The sequence below is a fragment of the Planctomycetota bacterium genome, from assembly GCA_021414025.1.
Lineage (GTDB): Bacteria > Planctomycetota > Phycisphaerae > Phycisphaerales > SM1A02 > SYAC01.
Genome location: JAIOPG010000008.1, coordinates 222,855 through 240,767 on the forward strand (window position 1 = coordinate 222,855; position 17,913 = coordinate 240,767).

16 protein-coding genes are annotated in these 17,913 nt (G+C 63.7%); 10 read left to right on the forward strand and 6 right to left on the reverse strand.

What is annotated here, in order from left to right; translation table 11 throughout:
- Positions 1–73: 73 nt before the first annotated feature.
- Genes K8R92_12025 through K8R92_12035 form a run of 3 tightly spaced genes read left to right on the forward strand, consistent with a single transcriptional unit; the run spans position 74 to position 2,947 of the window.
- Positions 74–1,507 (forward strand): MBL fold metallo-hydrolase, encoded by a 1,434-nt coding sequence (locus K8R92_12025; GenBank protein MCE9620618.1) that lies wholly within the window; start codon positions 74–76, stop codon positions 1,505–1,507.
- Positions 1,508–1,525: 18 nt separating this feature from the next.
- On the forward strand, positions 1,526–2,362 hold the full coding sequence (locus K8R92_12030; protein ID MCE9620619.1) for a sulfite exporter TauE/SafE family protein: 837 nt from the start codon (positions 1,526–1,528) through the stop codon (positions 2,360–2,362).
- 9 nt (positions 2,363–2,371) lie between these two features.
- Positions 2,372–2,947 carry a rhodanese family protein gene (locus tag K8R92_12035; GenBank protein MCE9620620.1) on the forward strand — a complete coding sequence of 192 codons (576 nt, stop codon included), beginning with the start codon at positions 2,372–2,374 and terminating at the stop codon, positions 2,945–2,947.
- A gap of 11 nt (positions 2,948–2,958) precedes the next feature.
- Here K8R92_12035 and K8R92_12040 read toward each other — a convergent pair whose 3' ends face one another.
- Positions 2,959–3,927, reverse strand: coding sequence for a ChaN family lipoprotein (locus K8R92_12040; protein MCE9620621.1), 969 nt, complete (start codon positions 3,925–3,927; stop codon positions 2,959–2,961).
- 118 nt (positions 3,928–4,045) lie between these two features.
- Between K8R92_12040 and K8R92_12045 the strand changes: the two genes are divergently transcribed.
- Positions 4,046–4,627: a sulfotransferase gene (locus K8R92_12045; protein MCE9620622.1), complete on the forward strand. Its 582-nt coding sequence runs from the start codon at positions 4,046–4,048 to the stop codon at positions 4,625–4,627.
- A 37-nt stretch (positions 4,628–4,664) separates the two neighbouring features.
- Here K8R92_12045 and K8R92_12050 read toward each other — a convergent pair whose 3' ends face one another.
- Positions 4,665–6,776 (reverse strand): alkaline phosphatase family protein, encoded by a 2,112-nt coding sequence (locus tag K8R92_12050; protein ID MCE9620623.1) that lies wholly within the window; start codon positions 6,774–6,776, stop codon positions 4,665–4,667.
- Positions 6,777–7,000: 224 nt separating this feature from the next.
- Here K8R92_12050 and K8R92_12055 point away from each other — a divergent pair, with 224 nt between their 5' ends.
- Complete coding sequence (locus K8R92_12055; GenBank protein ID MCE9620624.1) at positions 7,001–7,663, forward strand: hypothetical protein; 663 nt, start codon at positions 7,001–7,003, stop codon at positions 7,661–7,663.
- A 226-nt stretch (positions 7,664–7,889) separates the two neighbouring features.
- A complete protein-coding gene (locus tag K8R92_12060) occupies positions 7,890–8,948 on the forward strand; it encodes a methylated-DNA--[protein]-cysteine S-methyltransferase (GenBank protein ID MCE9620625.1) in 1,059 nt (352 codons plus the stop codon).
- 17 nt (positions 8,949–8,965) lie between these two features.
- Here the strand turns inward: K8R92_12060 and K8R92_12065 are convergent, their stop codons facing one another.
- Positions 8,966–10,312: a beta-lactamase family protein gene (locus tag K8R92_12065; protein MCE9620626.1), complete on the reverse strand. Its 1,347-nt coding sequence runs from the start codon at positions 10,310–10,312 to the stop codon at positions 8,966–8,968.
- Positions 10,313–10,456: 144 nt separating this feature from the next.
- A complete protein-coding gene (locus K8R92_12070) occupies positions 10,457–11,359 on the reverse strand; it encodes a hypothetical protein (protein ID MCE9620627.1) in 903 nt (300 codons plus the stop codon).
- A gap of 185 nt (positions 11,360–11,544) precedes the next feature.
- On the opposite strand from K8R92_12070, the gene K8R92_12075 reads away from it, so the two are divergent.
- Genes K8R92_12075 through K8R92_12085 form a run of 3 tightly spaced genes read left to right on the forward strand, consistent with a single transcriptional unit; the run spans position 11,545 to position 15,295 of the window.
- Positions 11,545–12,033 carry a DinB family protein gene (locus tag K8R92_12075; GenBank protein MCE9620628.1) on the forward strand — a complete coding sequence of 163 codons (489 nt, stop codon included), beginning with the start codon at positions 11,545–11,547 and terminating at the stop codon, positions 12,031–12,033.
- 24 nt (positions 12,034–12,057) lie between these two features.
- On the forward strand, positions 12,058–14,670 hold the full coding sequence (pulA, locus tag K8R92_12080) for a type I pullulanase (GenBank protein MCE9620629.1): 2,613 nt from the start codon (positions 12,058–12,060) through the stop codon (positions 14,668–14,670).
- Between the two features lie 31 nt (positions 14,671–14,701).
- The gene (locus K8R92_12085) at positions 14,702–15,295 is read left to right on the forward strand and encodes a DNA-3-methyladenine glycosylase I (GenBank protein ID MCE9620630.1); all 594 of its coding nucleotides are present in this window, start codon (positions 14,702–14,704) and stop codon (positions 15,293–15,295) included.
- Here K8R92_12085 and K8R92_12090 read toward each other — a convergent pair.
- Both K8R92_12090 and K8R92_12095 read right to left on the reverse strand, forming a co-directional pair.
- Entirely contained in the window at positions 15,288–15,875 is a 588-nt protein-coding gene (locus K8R92_12090) for a malonic semialdehyde reductase (GenBank protein ID MCE9620631.1), read from the reverse strand. The genes K8R92_12085 and K8R92_12090 overlap by 8 nt on opposite strands.
- Positions 15,876–15,894: 19 nt before the next feature.
- A complete protein-coding gene (locus K8R92_12095; GenBank protein ID MCE9620632.1) occupies positions 15,895–16,908 on the reverse strand; it encodes a lysophospholipase in 1,014 nt (337 codons plus the stop codon).
- A gap of 145 nt (positions 16,909–17,053) precedes the next feature.
- On the opposite strand from K8R92_12095, the gene K8R92_12100 reads away from it, so the two are divergent.
- The gene (locus K8R92_12100; GenBank protein ID MCE9620633.1) at positions 17,054–17,896 is read left to right on the forward strand and encodes a hypothetical protein; all 843 of its coding nucleotides are present in this window, start codon (positions 17,054–17,056) and stop codon (positions 17,894–17,896) included.
- The last annotated feature ends 17 nt before the right edge of the window (positions 17,897–17,913 follow it).

Genomic DNA, 17,913 nt, shown 5'->3' on the forward strand with positions numbered 1-17,913 from the left:
AGAGGCTTGCAGCGCGGAGTCTGCCCGCTTCGCGATAGACTGGATGAGCCAAGGACAACAAGGAGATTTCACAATGTTTCTACGCATGGTCTACGACGAGAAACTGGCCGAAGCCGCCTATGTGATCGGGTGCCAGCGCACCGGGGAGGCGATCGTGATCGACCCCGAGCGCGACATCGACCGTTACGAAAAGCTGGCCGCCTCCAATGGCCTGCGCATCGTGGCCGTGGCCGAAACTCACATCCACGCGGACTTCCTCTCCGGCGCGCGGGAGTTCGCGGAGAAGGGCACGAAGATCTATCTCTCCGACGAGGGCGACGCGGACTGGAAATACCAGTGGCTCGACAAGAAGACCGGCGGCGGCAGCTACAACCATCGCCTGCTCAAGGATGGCGACACATTCCAGGTGGGCAACATCGAGCTCAAGGCGATGCACACGCCGGGGCACACGCCGGAGCACATCTGCTTCATGGTCACCGACCGCGGCGGCGGCGCCGACAAGCCCATGGGCGTGGCCACGGGCGACTTCGTCTTCGTCGGCGACCTTGGCCGGCCCGATCTGCTCGAGAGCGCTGCGGGAATCGCGGGCAAGGCGGATCCCTCGGCGCACCGCCTCTACAGGACGGTTCAAAGTTTCATGCAGTGGCCCGACTACCTGCAAGTCTGGCCGGCGCATGGCGCCGGAAGCGCCTGCGGCAAGGCCCTGGGCGCCGTGCCGCAGAGCACCGTGGGCTACGAGAAGATGTTCAACCCCTCGATCAAGGCCGCCGACAATGAACAGCGCTTCGTGGACTTCATCCTGAAGGAGCAGCCCGAGCCCCCGCTCTATTTCGCGCGGATGAAGCGCGACAACAAGATGGGGCCGAAAGTGCTGGGCGGCGTGCCGAAGATTCCGCCCATGACCGCCGCGGAATTCAAGAGCGTCGACGGCTTCAAGAACGCGATCGTGGACACGCGGCCGTGGCCCGCGTTCATGGCGGGGCATGTTCCCGGCGCGCTGTCGCTGCGGCTGAACAGTTCGTTCAGTACAGACGCCGGCTCGGTCGTCGCGGAGACGGAGAGGATCTATTTCATCGTCGATCCGGCGCGCCTGGACGAGGCGACGCGCGACCTGATCCGTGTGGGCCTGGACAACTTTGGCGGCTGGTTCGACGCCGGTGCGATGAAGTCCTACGAGGCCGCGGGCGGCAAGCTTGTCCCCACCGCCGAGGTCACCGTCGCCGAGGCGCAGGATCTGCTGGACACCAGCAACCCCTTCGTGCTGGATGCGCGGCGCAACGCCGAGTTCGTCGAAGGGCACATTCCCGGCGCCTTGAACATCGCGCACACGCGACTGCTCTCGAATATTTCGAAAGTGCCCAAGGATCGTCGCATTCTCGTCAACTGCAAAAGTGGAGGCCGTTCGTCGCTCTCCTGCTCGCTGCTGCAGAAGCATGGCTACGAAGTCGCCAATCTCGCCGGCGGAATGCTCGCCTGGGAGCAGGCCAAGGTGCTGGTTGAGAAATAATCCGCGGGAAATGCTCGCGTGATTTTGATCCTGCTCGGAGCCGCGGCGGTCGGCCTCGCCCTGGGGCTGCTCGGCTCGGGCGGCGGCATCCTGACGATTCCCATCCTGGTCTACCTCGTCGGCCACGACGAGAAGAGTGCCGTGGTGGAATCGCTGGCGATCGTCGGCGCGATCGCGCTCACCGGCGTCATCCGCGCGTCATTTCAGAAGCGCGTGGACTTCCGCAGCGCCGCGCTGCTCGCGTTTCCGGGAATCGCGGGAACGATCGCCGGCGTGTACGTGGGGGAATTCATTCCCGGCGCCGTGCAGTTGCTGCTGCTTGCGGGACTCATGCTCACGGCCTCACTGCTCATGTTTCGAAGCGGTGCCACGGCAATCGCCGCGACGCCCGGGGTGAAGAAGACCGGATCGTTGTGGTTGATCCTGTTCCAGGGTTTTGCGCTCGGATTCACAACAGGCTTGGTCGGGGTCGGCGGTGGATTTCTAATCGTGCCGGTGCTGGTGCTCATGCTGCGCTTGCCGATGCCGGTGGCGGTGGCCACAAGCCTGGCGATCATCGCGGTGAACTCCACCGCGGGATTCTTGAACTATTGGATGGCTGGCAGCGGCGGCGAAGCGGGCGCCATCGCTCCATGGCGGATCGACTGGACCATCATTGGCGTATTCACAGTGGCGGGAATTGCAGGGAGCCTGGTCGGAAACCATTTCGCGGGGCGCATCGATCCGCGGATGCTCAAACGCGTCTTCTCGATCTTTCTGGTCGTCATGGCCGGATACATCGTGGTTCGTCAGGCGCCGCGTGCGATGCCGGGCTGGTTCGGTCAAGCCGCTCCTATCCATCCAACTTCTCGCTAGCATTTCAGAATGTCCGTCACCGCCAATCCATATAAGGAAGCGAAGCCCCGCCAGGTGCAGCAATGGCTGAGCCAGGGCGAGGCGGTTCTGGTCGATGTGCGCGAGGCCGATGAGCACGCCCGCGAGCGGATCCGCGGGGCGATTTTGGCGCCGCTTTCCAAGTTCGATCCGGGCAAGGTGCAGGAACTGGCCAAGCCCGGGCAGAAGCTCGTGGTGCATTGCCACAGCGGGCGTCGCTCGGCCGACGCGGCGCTCATGTCGACCGCGTTCTGCAAGCCCGGCGTCGAGGTGGTCAGCATGGTCGGCGGCATCGAGGCGTGGAAAAGCGAGAATCTTCCGGTAGAGGTCAACGCGACAGTTTCGCGGATCAGCGTGATGCGGCAGGTGCAGATCGTGATCGGCGTCGGTGTGCTGGGCGGCTCGGCGCTGGCGTGGTTTGTGCACCCCGGCTTCGTCGCCATCCCGGCGTTCTTTGGCGCAGGCCTGCTCTTTGCCGGCGCGTCGGGCACCTGCGCCCTGGCCTCGATCCTTGGCGGCATGCCCTGGAACAAGGGCGCCGCGGGCTCCGATTCCTGCGCTACCTGATTGCGCCTTCGCTACTTGACCGCGGCTTTCGGCGCGTCGCGCCGGCTCTGCGTATAGATGATGAAGGTCGCCCGGTCCTTGTCCTTCTTCTGGTCGAACTCGCACGCGTCGCTGCTGACCAGCGACACGGTCGCCACCTTGTCGTAGGGGCGCAGGTTCTTGAACTCGGCCACGGTCGCGCCGCTGCGATCGATATGGAAGCACCCCGCGATGTGCACCACGCGGTATTTGGGCCGAGCGTTTGCCGCGGAGTGCGCCATCGTCGCATCCCACATCAATTGCGCCGCGATGAACTTGTCCACTTCCTCATCGGTGACGACGGGCGTTGGCTGCCCCTCCTCCTGGCGCATCTCGACCATGAAGGCGCGGAAGTCCTCGCGGTAGCCCTCGTTTTTCAACGCCGGTACGTCGAAGAGCGCACGTTCCTCGCTGGTGACCGGGGGCAGCGCCTGCATTCCCTCCTTGGAGACAGTGCGCACATACTTGCGCGGCGCGTTGGCGGCGATGATCACGCCGCCCTGGTATTTCGCGTCGTCCAGAATGGGCTGGTACCACGCCATCCAGGAGCCCTTGCCCGCCCAGGCCAGACTGTTGGTCTTTTCGGCAAGCATCTGCGCGTCGATCTTGCCGATGCGCCACTGGTCGGCGTAGATCTGCTCGTCGCGCTCCAGCATCTCCATGCTCAGCGCGCCGCTGGGCCACGCCGCGAGCAGTTCAAGGACGATGCGCGCCTCCAGCGCGTGGCCGTGGGCGTCGTCGTGCGACTCGCCCAGGAAGACCGCGTCGCACTGGATCAGCTCGCGCATCATCGCCAGCCAGGTCACCGGCGCGCCGTCGCGGGTGAAGAGGCAGACCTGGCCCGGATCGACTTCGACGGCGACGGCGGGTTTTTCAATCGGCGCGGGCGCGGCGCATCCCGAGAGGACGACAGCGATCGCGGCGGTCGTGGTCCAAAAAAACAATCTGCAAGCGTGCTGCATTGCCGACGAACCTGCCTCCGCAAAAGGTTTCTCAAGCCGTGGTCGCGTCCTCTTCATGGGCTGCATATTGCCAGCATTGGGCGGGATGTGCATCCCCCCGCCGGGCCATACATTGGCAATGATGAGCAACCAACGACCGGTCATTGTGGTCTCGGGACTGCCGCGCTCGGGCACCAGCATGGCCATGCAGATGCTGCAGGCGGGCGGAATCCCCGTGCTCACCGACGCCCTCCGCACCGCCGACGAAGACAACCCGCGCGGCTATCTCGAATTCGAGCGCGTCAAGCAACTCAAGAGCGACAAGGCGTGGCTGGACGACGCGGCCGGCAAGGCGGTGAAGATCATCCATCTGCTGCTGATGGAACTGCCCGCGAACCGCCCCTACAAGGTGATCCTGATGCGCCGCGAGCTGCGCGAGGTGGTGCGCTCGCAGTCGGTGATGCTGGAGCGGAGCGGGCGCAAGGGGGCGGCGCTGCCGCCGGAGCGGCTGATGAGCGTCTTTGAAGCGCAGCTTGCCGCCGTCAAGGCATGGCTCGCGGAGCGCCCCAACTTCGAGGTGATTGAACTGGACCATGCCGAGTTCATCTCGAACCCGCGGCGCCAGGCGCAGGCGATCAACACGTTTCTCGGCGGAGGCCTGGACGAAGCGGCCATGGCCAACGCCGTGGACCCCTCGCTGCATCGCAACAAGCAATCGTGATTGAATTCGCGCCGCCCCGGCGCTCGATCGCCCAACCTCACGCGTTCGGCTTCGAGCGCAGCCGCTGCTCGAACGCCTGCCAGCCCCATGCGGGCACACGCACCGGCGGAGATTTCGCCGCGCCCTTTTCCGCGCGGGCGGCATCGACCCCTTCGACCTGCTTGAGCAGTAGATCGGCTTGCGCGGCATGCTTCGCGGCCGGCTCACTCAGGTTGAGGGCTCCGCAGACCAGCGTCATGAAGCGATGGGTGTCGACCAGGTTGGGCTGCATCGAGAGAGCCACCTCGAAGGACTGCCGGGCGTGCGGAAAATCCTCCAGCCAGGCCAGCGCCACGCCGAGAAGAAAATGGGCCTCGGGGAGCAGGTGGTGCAGCTCGGCGGCCCGAATCGTGTGGTCCACCGCGTCATCAAACCGCTTCAGTCCGAGCGAAGCCCGCGCCAGACCCAGGTGCACCATCGGATTGTCCGGCTCGAACTTGCCCGCCTGCTGGTAGAGGCGCAGGGCCTCTTCAAACTTGTCGAATGCGCAGAGCAGATTGCCCAGCGCCAACGCGTACTGACCTTGCGATCCGAGCCGTTTCACCAGCCGCTCGGTCTCCTTCTTTGCCTCGTCCATCCGGTTCAACTGGATCAGAGCGCTGGCCAGCATCAAACCCGCGTCGACATCCTGCGGATTTTCCGCAAGGATTTTCTGGAAGCCTTCCACGCACTCCGCGAATCGATTCGCCAGGTATTGCATCTTGGCCAGGTCGCTTTGATATCGCTTCTCACCGGGGCACTCCCGAAAGAGTTCCTCCATAATGGGCAGGGCCAGGTGCGGCCGGCCTGTCGAGGAGTAGGTGACGGCAAGATTGAAGCGCGTTTCGCGGCGCACCAGATCCAGCTGCGCCTGCACGCCTTCGGAAGGCGCCGCCATGTACCCCAGGTCGACCAGTTGCTGCAGCGCGTCCTGCGACTCGAAGGGATCGCTGCGCATTTCGGCGGGATGCATGGCCGCGTTGCCCTCCACGGCGTCCCAGCTTTCGATGGGCGGAATGTTCCGGTCCGGCTCCAGGGCTTCGAGCAGCGCTCGGCCATCCATGTCGCGGCCGGCGGGAAGCCCCAGCAGCGCCAAAGCGGTCGGCGCGATGTCCAGCAGATTGCTCGACACGATCGCGGCGCCGCGCTTCACGCCGGGCCCCGACATCGCCAGCACACCGAAAGGGCGGTGCCACATGGCTTCCATCGCGGCGCGCTCCTTGGCGTCGTCGGTGTTGATCGTGGGCCGCCGATGGTCGGAATGGAAGCCATGGTCCGACAGCAGCAGCACGGTGGTCCCCGGTCCGGCCGCCTCCAGCAGCTCGCCCAGCATCCGGTCGTGCAGCTCGTAGGTCCGGTTCATCACGCCGCCGAACCAGCGCACCTCGTCCTTGTGCACGTGCGGCATCCGCGGCGCCACGAACTGCATGAAGTGGTGGCCGATGGTGTCGATGGTCTCGTAGAACACCATGGTGCAGTTCCAGTCGGTCGAACCGCGCAGAATGGAGAGGGTCGCCTGATGCACCGACTTCATTCGCGCCAGCTGCTTGGCCAGCGCCCGGGGCCGCTCGTCGCCGCGTTTCAAGTCGTGAAGCATGGGGATCATGGCGAGCACTTCCTCGCGCTTCACGCCGGAAGTCGCCACGCGGCACGCGGCCAGAGATTCGCTCAATGACTCTGGATGGACGGCCGCCGCCTGCAGCGCCCACGGCATGCTCGCGTCGGCAGGTTCGCCCTCCTGGAAAAGATTGGTGACGCAGGCGCCGCTGATCGGCTCGGCGGGGTGCGAGGCGTACCAGCTCACCGCGTTCACCTTCAAGCCGGCCTGGGTCAGGATGTTCCACAGCGCCTTGGTGCGCCGGGTGGTGCTGGCCGCGATGCGAACCCCTCCGCCGGCGGGATTGGGCTCCACGAAATTCAGGATTCCATGCTTGTCGGCGGTTTTGCCGGTGGCGATGGAGGACCAAAGAATCGGCGAGAGCGTCGGCTCAAGTGTGGCCAAGTCGCTGCGGACCCCCGCTTCGACCAGTCGCTTCAAATTGGGCATCTTTCCCTGGGCCATCAGGGGGTCGATCAGGTTCCAGTCGGCGGCATCCCAGCCAATGATGAGCAATCGTTGATTGGCGGGCATCGGGTCGATCATATTGGGGAAAATGGCTGGTTTCGCCTTTCAAACAGGCCAAAGGACTCGAAATACCGCACTTTCGGCGCTGAATAAAGAAGCAAAAAATCCAGTGTTTTTAAGAATTTAAGTTGATTTTAACCGCTTATGGGCTAGTTTGAGCCCACGCCGCGAAATCGGCGTTCCCTTTCACTTCCCTTTCTCTGTTCCCTTTCCCCTTCCTGGAGTTTCTCATGAATAACCGTCTTAGTCGTCATTTTGCAGCTTGCGCCGTCGCAGCTGCCGGCGTCGCCGTCCTTGGCGCTGCACAGAAGTCTGATGCAGCCCTGGTGTACAGCGGCATTCAGAACATCGCAGCCCCTGCAACAACTGCAGGTCTGTACCTCAACCTGATCACGGGCGACAATGGAGTCACTCCAGGCGATGCTCCTGGCTGGCACATCAACCCGTGGAGTTCCTCTGTCCTTCGATTCGGAACCAATTACCCGGTTCCCGATGTCTATTTCTGCGGCACCACCTCATCGGGCACCGCGGTGAACCTGAACGCCGGCAGCTTCCTGATGTTCGATGGATCGGCGAACAACGCCAGCACCATGAACGGTGCGTATGGATGGTCCTTCAGCAGCAGCGCCGTGCTTGTCGGAGCCCCCGCTGGACAGTGGAAAGTGAACTCGGACAACTATGTGGGTGTTCTTTCCTTTGAGAATGCAACCGATGTGCTCATCGGCTGGGTTCGCATGCATGTCGGTGCGACCATTTTGGATCGCACCGTTGTGGATTGGGCCTACGACATCGGCGATGGCTCGCAGGTTGTCGAAGTGGGTGCGGTTCCTGCTCCAGGAGCGCTCGCGCTCGTGGGTCTCGCAGGCTTCGCAGCCCGTCGTCGTCGCGCCTGAGTTTGCAACTTTGAATTGACACTACGCTGGCGGCTCGCAAGAGCCGCCAGTATTATTTTTCCATCGGTGAATGAATGACATTCGGCCGAGTTTGCCGCTGCGTTTTCGGTGGTTGCATCCTGAAACCCTCTCTACGATTCGTGCCATGAGCAAGTCCCAGTCCATCCCGTTCGCTGCATCGGCACGCACCGCGCCAGGCCGACCCTCGGGGATTTCACGCGAAGAGATGGAGTGTGCGTTCCTCGCGTCGGATGCAAGCTACGACGGCCTCTTCTGGACCGCGGTCCGAACCACGGGCATCTTCTGCCGGCCGACCTGCCCGGCCCGCAAGCCCAAGCCGGAGAACTGCGAATTCTTTGGCACGGTGCGCGAGGCGATGTTCGCCGGCTACCGCGCCTGCAAGCGCTGCAAGCCCTTGCAAGCGCCGGGCGCAGCGCCGGACTGGGTTGCGCCACTCTTGAGCGAGATCGATTCCGACCCACAGCCGCGCGTGCAGGCCCATCACCTTCGTGAGCGCGGTCTCGACCCGGGCCGCGTGCGGCGCTGGTTTGTGGCGCACTACGGCATGACCTTCGCGGCGTATTGCCGGGCCAAGCGGCTGGGCGGAGCGCTGCGGCAATTGCGCAGCGGCGCCTCGGTGGATGACGCGGTCTTTGAGAGCGGCTATCGCTCACACAGCGGGTTCCGTGACGCGTTCGGAAAGTCATTCGGCCAGGCGCCGGGAAAGGGCCGAAGCATGGAACCCGTGATTACCGCGATGATCGAGAGCCCCGTCGGCCCGCTGCTGGCCGGCGCGCGCGACGAGGGAGTCTGCCTGCTCGAGTTCACCGACCGGCGCATGCTTGAAGCGCAGCTGCAAACCGTGCAGCGGCGCCTCGGCGCGGCGCTGGTTCCCGGCGAGCACCGCTGGCTCAGAAAGTTGAAGACGGAATTGGACGAATACTTCGCCGGCGCACGGCGGGACTTTACGGTACCGCTGGTGGCACCGGGCACGCCTTTCCAGGAGCAGGTCTGGGCCGAGCTGCGAAAGATCCCCCACGGAGAAACCATCTGCTACGAAGAGCTGGCCAAGCGCTTCGGCCGCCCGGGCGCCTCTCGCGCGGTCGGCACCGCCAACGGAATGAACCGGATCGCGATCCTGATTCCCTGCCACCGCGTGCTCAACAAGAGCGGCGAGCTTGGCGGCTACGGCGGCGGCATGTGGCGCAAGCAGAAATTGCTGGAATTGGAGAAGGGTGAAGCCGCGATAAAAAGCATTTTTGGCTCGGTTGCCATCGGCGGCTGAAGCTGCGGCCCCCTATTTTATTTCGTGCGCGTGGCGGTGAGATCGCCGCCCTGAGTAAGCGTGAATGTCGTGGCCGGGCCCTCCCCCGCCGGGAAGGTGAATTTCACCTTGTTGTCGAAGTCGGCGACGAACACGCCCTGTCCTTGGTAGAGCAGACGGTTTTCCGGCTGTTTGGTGGCTTGCGCGTACATCTTGCCGTCACGCAGGGTGAAGACGATCTCGAGAGGGATCGTGTCGAACTTGAATTCACCGACGAAACGCTTCGCTTCATCCGCGGACACGGGGAGATCGGCCGGCACAAATTCGGGAATGTCCATCGCGGCGCGGGCGATCGAATCCGCGACCTTGCCGGGATCGAAGGAGTCGCAGTTGGCGATGACGGCGATCGAAAGCTTTTCGGCGGGGAAATATTCCAGCATCGAGCTGAAGCCAAAGATGCCTCCGCCATGCGACACGCGCTGCCGCGTTTCCCATTCGCTCACCTGAAGTCCGAATCCATAGCGGGTGTTCTTGCCGCCAGGCAGGATGGTGGGCGTGGTCATCAGCTCGTAGGACTTGGCGGAGATCACCTTGCCGCCGGCCAACGCGGTGTTCCAGCGGACCAAATCCTCGGCGTTGGATAGCAAGGAACCCGCCGCGCCCGGCACATCGGCGCCAATGGGCTTGTCATTGACGAGTTTGCCCTTCTCGAAGGAGTAGCCCTGGGCGCGGTTGGCGATCACCTCGCGGTTGGATTCATAGCGGGTGCGTGAAAGGCCAAGTGGCGTGAAGAGCTCATCCTGCACGAAAACGGCGTAGGGCTTTCCCGCGGCCTTGGCGACGATCTCGCCCAGCAGGTAGTAGGCGCTGTTGCTGTAGTTCCATTTCGTGCCGGGGTCGAAGTCGAGCGGGTGGTCCTTGAAGAATGCGACGAGTTCCGTCGGCGTGAGCTCGAGCGATGCGTCGCGCGACATGAACTTGTCGTCATTGGTGTAGGACCAGATGCCCGAGGTGTGGGTGAGGATCTGGCGCAGCGTGATCGGCTTGCTGGTGGCGGGAAAATCCGGAAGCATCTTGTCGAGCGTGTCGTCGAGGGAAAGCTTGCCCTGCTCAACGAGCTTCATGACCGCGGCCGCGGTGAACTGCTTGGTCACGCTTCCGATGCGGAACATCGTCTCCTTGTCGGTGGGAACCGCGAATTCAAGATCGGCCTTGCCGTAGCCCTTGGAGAAAATCACTTCGCCGTCGCGCGCGACCGCGATCGAGAGGCCCGCCACGTTCGGCTGCGCGAGGGCCTTGGCCGCGATGGCGTCGATCTTGGCGGAAAGGTCCGCGGGGGCATGAAGGGAGAGCGCGAGCAGGACGGGAAGAAGGGTGTGCAACATCGGGGCTCCTGTTGGTGCGGGGAAGGCATCATGGTAAGGACCCGACGAAGGTGGCGAAGTTGCAGATTCCCCTTACCGGAAACGGCCCGGCTGCTGAGGGTCGCATTGTTGATGGCGCCAGGGACTTCGCGAACCCGCCGCCGGTCAATCGTGAAGGACTCCGGCCTTGGCTTTGCACTTCGCGCACTGGCCGGTGCATGACTTCTTGGCGGTTTGCCGCTGGGCCTCCAGGGACTCTTCGACCTGATCGAGGATCGACTCGATCTGGCCCAGGTCCTCCATGACGAAGAGATGCTCCGGGGAATGCGCCAGGGACATGGGAGCGGCGAACACCTCCCGGATGTCGAAGGGGCGATGCGTTTCGAGCGGGGATTCGAGGCAGCGCCGCGATTCGACGGGCGAAGCGACCAGGCCGGAGCCGAGCAGGCGCACCTCGCCCTCCTCGCGAATGAGCCCGAATTCCACGGTGAACCAGAAAATCTTCTCCAGCCGCTCCAGCTGTGGAGGGTCCAGCTGCACGCCCACCTTGCCGAACCGTTCGAGGATGTCCGCCATGCGCGGGTCGGCGCAGAGCGGCGCGTGGCCGAAGAGATCGTGAAAGGCGTCGGGCTCGACGCCGGATTCCCGCCGATCACCGCTGTGCAGCGTCACGGTGACCGGCATGATCTTCTGCGAGAGACAGCGAAAGAAAATCCGGGAGGGCAAGTGGCCGGTGGTCGCGCGAATCTGCCATCCGGTCAGCGCGAAGAGGCGCCGGGAGACTTCCTCCACCGAGGGCACGCGCGACTTGCTCAGCTCCAGCGCCGCAGCGCCATCGCGCCAGGCCGCGCTGGCGTGCGCGGCGAGATGCGGAATTTGAAATTGGGTGAGGGAATCCCACGCCTGATGGTCGCGGCGCCGATAGCCGCGCTGGTCCTGCTGAACGAAAATCTCATCCAACGGCAAGTTGAGCGAGGCATCATCCTCAAGACTCTGGATGGCCCGTCGGGCGGCATCCATTTCCAGGGGATGGATCACGGGTACGGCACGAGAGCGGGTTGAAACCATGGCCTGCCTCCTTATGTAGACTCGTCTAGTATAACGAATTATGGATATGTTTATCGTTATTCATCAAAATCCCAATTTCACGGCTGATTCACGCCATTTCTGCCAATTCGAATCCGCGCCTTCGGCCCCGCTCCCCTGCCCCCCTGTGGCCGATTGGGCGATGGATTCGCAGATACGCTTTGGGCATGAAAGCCACGCAACTTCTCCTCGGGCTCCAGGCCATGAACCTGGAGCAAATCCACGGACTTCTCAACGGACTCAATGATTCACACCTCACGACCTGTCCCTACAAGGGCGGCCACGATGTGCGCTGGGTCCTCGGACACCTCGCCATCAGCATGGATTTCGCCGCCAGCATCCTCGGACTTCCCAACGCGTCGCCCGAGGAATGGAACAAGCTTTTTGGACCTGGCGCCAGCGGCCAGACAACGAGCGGACCCAACATTGCCGAGCTCGTTAGTGTCATCGATCGAGGTCATGCCCAGGTTGCGACGGCGCTGTCGAAGGCGGATCCCGCGCTGCTCGAGCAACCGCACGGCATGGATTTTCTCGCCAAGTCGCCCCTGAAGTCCAAGGGTGATGTGCTGGGACTCCTGCTGACGAATCACGAGAGCTACCACATCGCGCAACTCTCGGCGTGTCGCTGCGTCGCCGGATTGAAGCCGCTCTTTTGATTCCTCCTGATCGAGGAACCCTGAATGCGTGAGTCCCGATCCATCGCCCGCTCGCATCGTGCCGGACGCTTTGCGTTGGTGCTTGCCATGGCCCTGTCGGGAGTTGCCGCGATCTTCGCCGCCAAGGCGTGGGCCGGCAATGCCGCGGAATCCTCGGCACAGGCCGGGAAATCCCCGCGGATTGCCGAGAGCCTCAAGGCGAAATATCCCAAGTCCGAAGGTCTGCTGGTGGTGCACTATGCCCGCGCCGACAAGAAGTACGACCGATGGAATCTCTGGTGCTGGCCCCAGGGCGGAGAGGGCGCTTCCTATCCCTTCACCGGCAAGGACGGCTTCGGCCGATACGCGGTCATTCCCTTCGACAAGCTGCCCAAGGAGGCCGGGTTCCTCGTGCGCCTGGGCGACTGGGAGTCGAAGGACATCGAGCATGACCGCTCGGTCAAGTTTGACGCGGGCAGCACGCGCGAAGTATGGCTGGTCGCCGGCGATGACCATGTCTACGCCGATCCCGAGATCGATCAGTCGCTGCGCGTCACCGGCGCCTTCCTGGATTCCGACAGCGCCATCACCCTGGCCACCTCGGCACCGCTGAGCAAGGAGCAGACGCAGAAGGCACAAATTGTGCGCCGCGACAAGCGCCCCGGCGCGCCCAAGATCACCGGCATCGCGCCGAGCCACGAATCCGGCACCTCGCGCTCGCTCTACACCGTGAAGCTGGCCAAGCCCGTGGCCGACGCCGACATCGCGGCGCTGCAGATCGAGATTCCCGGTGCGAAGCCGCAGACGCTCTACGCGCGGAACATCCTTGACCAGGAGCGTTTCACGCCGTTGCAGGCCCATTTGGGCGCCTTCTGCACGCCTGAGAAAACGGATTTTCAAACCTGGTCTCCGGTGAGCAGCGGCGTGCAGCTTCTCTTCTACGACAGTGTGGATGCCAAGCAACCCTCGCGCAGCGTGCCCCTGCAGCGCGGCGAGAAGGGATTGTGGAACGCGGAGGTTCCGGGCGATTTGCAGGGCAAACTCTACCGCTATCGCTTCGACAGTTATGGCGAGCAGCGCGAGGTTCCCGACATCCACACCTTCGCGGCAACGGCGGACGGCAGCTTTTCGGTGGTCGCCGACTTGAACCGCCTCAGCCCCAAGGAGTGGGAGTCGACCGCGGCCCCGATCCTCAAGCATCCGACGGACGAGATCATCTACGAGGTCCACGTGCGCGACTTCTCCATCGCCGACTCCGCGTGCCCGACGGCGCTGCGCGGCACCTACCTGGGGCTGACGCAGGAAAGCGCCGCCAAGGGCGGCATGATGAACGGCGGACTCTCCCATCTGAAGGAGCTCGGCGTGACGGCGGTGCATCTGCTGCCCATCGAGGATTTTTCCGCGGCGCCCAAGGAGTACAACTGGGGCTATTGGACCGCCTTCTTCAACGTGCCCGAGTCGAATTACTCCAGCGACGACAAGGATCCCCTGCAGCCCATCCGCGAGGTCAAGTCGATGGTGCAAGGCCTGCACGCCGCGGGCCTCCGCGTCATTCTTGATGTCGTCTACAACCACACCTCCAGCACCGGCACCTCGTCGCCCTTCGACCAGACGGTGCCCTTCTACTTCCACCGCACCGCGGACGACGGCCACTTGATGGACGACACCGGCGTCGGCAACGCGGTCGCCGACGAGCGGCCGATGGTGCGCAAGTACATCGTCGACAGCCTGGCGCATTGGCTGACCAACTACAAGGTGGATGGATTCCGTTTCGACCTGCTCGGCACGCACTACCCGGAGACGGTGAAGGCGATCTGCGACCGGCTTGTCGCGCTGAAGCCCGACATCACGCTCTACGGCGAGCCGTGGACCGGTGGCGGCGTCACCCACTTCGGCAAGGGCGCCCAGAAGGGAATGCGCATCGGGGTCTTCAACGACAACATCCGCAATGCGGTGCGCGGCGACCTGGACGGCACGACGACGGGTTTCGCCACCGGCCCCGGGGGCGACGCCGCGGCCTTGAAGCGCGGCGTGATCGGATCCATCGATGACTTCACGCTCGAGCCCGGCGAATCGGTGAACTACGTCGCGGCCCACGACAATCTGACCCTATGGGACAAGCTGCTCAAGGCGCAGCCGAGCGCCGACGACGCCACCCGCCGCGCCATGCAGAAGATGGCGCTGGGCATCGTGCTGACCAGCCAGGGCATCGCTTTTCTGGATGAAGGCAGCGACTTCTGCCGCACCAAGAACGGCAATCACAATTCCTACAACGCCGGCGACGAAGTGAACGCCCTCGACTGGAAGCGCAAGATGGAGTACCGCGACGTCTTCGACTATGTCAGCGGGCTGGTGGCCCTGCGCAGGGAGCATCCGGCCTTCCGCATGGGGGACAACGCCTCGGTGCGGAAGTCGGTCAAGTTCCTCGACAACGCCGGAACGGTGTCGTTCACGATCAACGGCTCCGCCGCGGGCGACTCCTGGCGCGACATCTTCGTGGCCTACAACGGCGAACCCAGGACGCAGCAAGTCACGCTGCCGCCCGGCGCCTGGACGGTGGTCGTCGACGCCAAGCAGGCTGGAACCGAGCGGCTGCGCCTGGCGTCGGGCCTGACGGGCATGCCCGCCTACTCCATGATGGTGGCCTACAAGAACTAGGCGCCGGCGAGCGCAGTGCGAGGAGTCCTCAATGAAGAAGCAACTGCAACGATGCTGGTGGTGCGGCGAGGATCCGCTCTACGTGGCCTACCACGACCGCGAGTGGGGCGTGCCGGAAATGGACGACCGCGCCCTCTTCGAGAAGCTGGTGCTCGACGGCTTCCAGGCGGGACTCTCCTGGATCACCATTCTCCGGAAGCGCGAGGCTTTCCGCGCGGCATTCGCGCAGTTCGACCCGCACAAGATTGCCAAGTTCGGCAAGAAGGATGTGCGCCGCCTGCTCGCCAACGCCGGGATCATCCGCAGCCGCAGCAAGATTGAAAGCGCCATCGGCAACGCCCACGTGTGGATCAACATCATGAAGGAGGGCGAGGGCTCCTTCCGCGACCTGCTCTGGCAGCACGTGGATCACCGGACCCGGCAGAATCGCTTTCGCCAGAAGTCCGACCTGCCGCCGGCGACGCCGGAAAGCGAGGCGATGGCCAAGTGCCTGAAGAAGGTCGGGTTCAAATTCTGCGGGCCGACGATCTGCTACGCCTTCATGCAGGCCGTGGGCATGACCAACGATCACCTGGTCTCCTGCCCGCGGCACGCCGCGGTAAAGAAGCTGGCGCGGATCAAATGATGGTGCAGGCCTCGTCGAACTCGAGGCGCGGCGAGCGCGGAAAGAGCTTGCCGGCGTCGCCGTAGCCGAGGTTGCAGAGGAAATTGGAGCGGTGCTTGGTGCCCGCGAAGAAGAGTTTGTCGGCGGCGGCGTTGTCGAAGCCGGACATCGGCCCGCAGTCCAGCCCCATCGCGCGGGCGGCGAGGATGAAGTATCCGCCCTGAATGCTGGAATTGCGGAAGGCCGAGTCGGCGATCATTTTTTCATTGCCCACGAACCAGGAGCGCGCATCCGCGGCTGGAAAGAGCTTGGGCAGCTTCTCGAAGAACTCCATGTCCTGGGCCAGGATCGCCGTGACCGGCGCCGCCTTGGTCTTCTCCTGGTTGCCCGGCGCCACGCAGGTCAGCAGTTTGGCCTTGGCGGCGGGCGATTTCACGAAGACCACCCGGAGCGGGCTGCAGTTGGCGCTGGTCGGCGCCCAGCGCATCGCATTGAACAACTCGCGCAGCGTGGCGTCGCTCACCGGCTTGTCAAGCCAGGCGTTGTGCGTGCGGGCGTTGAAGAACAGCTGGTCGAGCGCGGTCTGCGGGATGTTGGGCATGGGTGAAGTGTAGCCCGTTTTATTTTGCCGACTTCGTCCGCGGGATGAAGTCGATGACTCTCTTTGTCAGCTCGGGATTGATCGGCAGCGCGGGATCCGAGTACGAAGCCAGCTGCTTGGCTTGAACCGCTGGAACGGTCTTAAGGACGTGGTTCATGCCCTCGATCATCACGAGTTGCGCGGAGGGCGCCGCCTTCTTCAGCGCCTCGGCCTCCTCGACCGCGACCTGGATGTCCGTTGTGCCCTGTCCGATCAGGATGGGAACCTTGAGATCCGCGAAGATTTTCGCGGGGTTGTGCTTGAACCACGAAATCAGGTAGGGCTGCACCGAGGGCCGGTAGAGGGCCTGGAGCGCGGCGGGCACGGCATTGATGGTGCGCCCCGACTCGAGCTCGGAAAGGATTTTTTCGTTGGCCTGGAAAAGCTCGGGGGTCAGCTTGCCGTTCATCTGCTCGCGCAGGATCAGCCCTGCCGGGCGCGCGACGCCCGCGAGGGAGACGAAGGCGTCGGGATGAACGCGCGAGGCTGCGATCGCGCCGATCAGCGAGCCCTCGCTGTGGCCGATGATGGTGATGGTGGAGAATCGCGGATCGCGCCTCAGTTTCTCCACCCAGGCGGCGGCATCGTCAACGTAATTCTCGAAGCGCAGATTCGCTTCACTGGGACCGGCGGCGCGGCTGGCCGAGATCCCCCGCTTGTCGAAGCGCACCGAGGCAATGTTGGCTTCGGCCAGCGACTGCGCCAGCATTTGAAGTGAATTGTTCTTCCCCTTCAGAGCGCCGCTGTTGCCGTCGCGGTCCGTGGGACCGGAGCCGGCGATGATCAGCGCCACAGGAAAGGGACCGGTTCCGCCGGGCATGAGCAGCGAACCGCGAATCACTCCGGTGTCGGTGTCGAGCTTGAAGGGTTCCTCCTTGGGCGCTGCGGCAGCGGGAACCGCAGGCGCGGCGGGCGCAGCGGGCGGCGTTGTCGCGGGAGCGGTGGCCTGAGCCGCCAGAAGCACGCCAAGAACGATGGACGAAAACCAGCTCATGCGATGCAATCCTTCCGGCCGGATTTGGAGCGGCGCGGACGCGCCAACCTCACCGTCGACCAGCGCCAAGTTTAATCGAAGTCGGTTCTCAATGGACACGCGGGCCATCGTCCGCAACAACCGATTGTCCTTATACTGCGGCGACATGCCCAAGACCGAATCGTTGGCGCCGTTGGAGATGGATCCCCAGAATAAAATCATGATCATGTCGCCCTATGGTGCGCCGGAGGGGCCGGGCATGGACCTGGCGGATCTGTTCGTGGCGGCCTGGAGGAGCCGCGTCCTGCTGATCGTGTCCTGGATCGTCCTGACGGTGGCGATCTACGCCGTGCTGGTCTTGCTGGGAAAAACCACGGTGAGCACGGTCATCCGCAGCGGGCAGCTGAGCGACGCGATCCAGACGCAGGACCAGATCCGCAACCAGATCACGCAGCTGATCTTCCCGCTCCAGATGCAGTCGCTGGCCAAGGAGAAGCAGCATCCCGTCGCCGCATCGGTGAAGGTGGACTTGCCGCGGAACTCGGATTTGCTCGAAGTTTCGATCACCAGTTCCAGCCTGTCCGAGGACGAATTGAACGACCTGCTTGAGCAGGTCACGCAGGCGTGGTCACGCACTCAGTCGGTCAAGATCACCAACAATGTGCAGTTGACCCGGGATCACATCACGCTGCTTGAGAACGAGATCGTCTCGATCAACAATTATGTCAACAGCCTCAACACCAAGACCGATCCGATGCAGCAGACCGAGGCCGACCGGATGCGGATGCGCATCGACTCGCAAAAGCAGACCATCTTCTCCCTGAATAACTCGATCACGACCTTTGAGCAGCCCCTCATCCGCAAGCCCTTCGAGACCCTGGAATCGAACCTGGCCGTGGGGATCCGCGGCGCCGGCCTCTGCGTCCTGCTCGGCGCCGCCTTGGCGTGCTGCGTCGCGTATTTCGGAAGCGTGGTCCGCGTTGCGCGGTCGCGACTCCGGAATAGTTGACAGGGCGCGGGGTTTAT